The sequence below is a fragment of the Microbispora sp. NPDC046933 genome, assembly GCF_040644635.1.
In the GTDB taxonomy this organism is placed as follows: Bacteria; Actinomycetota; Actinomycetes; order Streptosporangiales; family Streptosporangiaceae; genus Microbispora.
The window spans coordinates 1-2,139 of the sequence record NZ_JBEYWW010000099.1 but is presented as its reverse complement, the minus strand read 5'-3'; the positions used below and the strand labels follow the sequence as shown (position 1 = coordinate 2,139).

The window sequence follows — 2,139 nt, the reverse complement described above, 5'->3', positions numbered from 1 at the left end:
GCGGATGAGGCCCCAGATGGGGGCGGTGGTCAGGTCGATGGGGTCGTGGTCGGTGACCGCGACGGCGTGGTGGGTGAGTACGAGCAGGCGGGTGTCGTTGAGGCGGTCGTCGGCTAGGTAGGTCTGCAGGGTGTGCAGGGTGTGTTCGAGCACCGCGTGTGCGGCCTCCACCGGACTGTGGTGGCCGGCCGCTCCCGTGTTCTGCTCCGCGTTGCCGGTTGCGCCGGCGCCTGTTGTGCGGTTGGCTCCTCCCTCGCCGGGCGCTTCGTCCAGGTGACCGGGGATCGGCAGGACGATGAGGTCGGGCACAGGATCGGCGGTGCTGTCGGCGGCGCTGTCGGCGGCGCTGATGGCGTCGGTGAGGGCGGTCAGGTCCTGGTAGAACGTCGCGGTGACGGTCTGGCGTAGTTCGTCGTGGAGCGTGCGGTCGCCGAGCACCGCCCACGCCTCGCGTGCCGCAGGCCGGAATTCGAGCGGTGACCACTCCACACGGTAGAGGCCGTCGTGCTTCGCCGATCCGGCGTTCACTTGACCGGCCGCCACAGGGCGCACCTGCAGCCCGTCGATCGAGACGACCGGCGCACCGGTGGGGTCGGCGGCCTGGAGCGACAGCGATCCGGCCTCGCCCAGCCTGACGCGTACCCGCAGGTCGGTGGCTGCGACGGCATGCAGGCGCACGCCGCTCCAGGCGAACGGAAGGTTGCTGTGGCCGCTCGGCGTGCCGTCCAGCCAGTGCAGCGCGGCCCCGTGCAGTGCGGCGTCGAGCAGCGCCGGGTGCACGCCGAAGTCCGCCACGCCGGCCCGTTCGTTCTCGGGGAGGGAGACCTCGGCGAACAGTTCGCCGCCGCGCCGCCAGGCGGCGCGCAGTCCCCTGAAGGCCGGGCCATACCGCAACCCCGCCTCGTGCAGGCGGTCGTACGCGGTGCCGAGATCGATCCGCTCTACCCCCGCAGGAGGCCACGCGGTGAGGTCGAAGCCGGGCTCGGTGTCGTCCTTGACCAGTACGGCGGTGGCGTGGCGGGTCCAGTCTCCGGTGTCGCCGTCCGGTCGCGAGTAGATCTCCACGGTGGGCTGGTCGGAGCCGGTGACGGTGATCTGCACCTGCACGCCGCCGTTCGCGGGCAGGGCCAGTGGGGTGTGGAGGACGAGTTCGTCGATGGTGGTGTGGCCGGTGTGGTCGGCGGCGTGGAGGGCGAGGTCGAGGTAGGCGGTGCCGGGGAGGATGGGGGTGTCGAAGACGGTGTGGTCGTTGAGCCAGGGGTGGGTGGTCAGGGAGAGGGTGCCGGTGTAGACGGTGGTGTGGTCGTGGGCGAGGGTGAGGGTGGCGCCGAGGAGGGGGTGGGGTGTGGTGGTCAGGCCCAGGTGTGTGGGGTCGGTGTGTGTGGCCGATGGGGTGAGCCAGAGGTGTTCGTGCTGGAAGGCGTAGGTGGGCAGGTCCACGATGGTGGCCTGGTCGTGGAGGGCGGTCCAGTCGACGGGGGTGCCGTGGGTGTGGGCGTGGGCGGCGGCGGTGACGGCGGTGTGGGGTTCGGGCCGGTCGCGACGTAGCACGGGGACGGCGACCAGGTCCTCCTGCCCGTCGAGGGTCTCGCGGATCAGCCCGCTGAGGACGCCGTCGGGCCCGATCTCCAGGAACGTCCGCACTTCCTCGCCCGGCTCCCGTCCCTCGTGCAGCCGCCGTACGACGTCGGCGAAGCGGACGGGGTTGCGCAGGTGGCGGGCCCAGTAGGCGGGGTTGGTGAGGTCGGCGGGGGTGGCGGTTTGGCCGGTGAGGTCGGAGACGAAGGGGATGACCGGTCCGGTGGGCGGGGTGAGGGAGAGCCCGGCCACGGCGTGTTCGAACTCCTGGAGGATGGGGTCCATGTGGGGGGAGTGGAAGGCGTGGCTGACGGTCAGGGCCCTGACCTTGTAGCCGTTTACGCGGAAGTGTTCGGTTAGTTGGGTGACGGCTTCGGTGTCGCCGGAGATGACGGTGGAGGTGGGGGTGTTGAGGGCGGCGATGGTGACGGTGTCGGTCAGGTGAGTGGTGATTTGTTCTTCGGTGGCGTTGATGGCGGTCATGGCGCCGCTTGGGGGGAGGGTGTGCATGAGGCGGGCGCGGGTGGCGACGAGGGCGGCGGCGTCGGGGAGGGTGAGGAT

General features: G+C 71.2%; 1 protein-coding gene. It reads right to left on the bottom strand.

The genetic code is table 11. The annotated features are described in order from the left end of the window. Positions 1–2,139: polyketide synthase dehydratase domain-containing protein (locus ABZ857_RS44030; RefSeq protein WP_357056904.1), on the bottom strand; the 2,139-nt coding region annotated here is incomplete at both ends.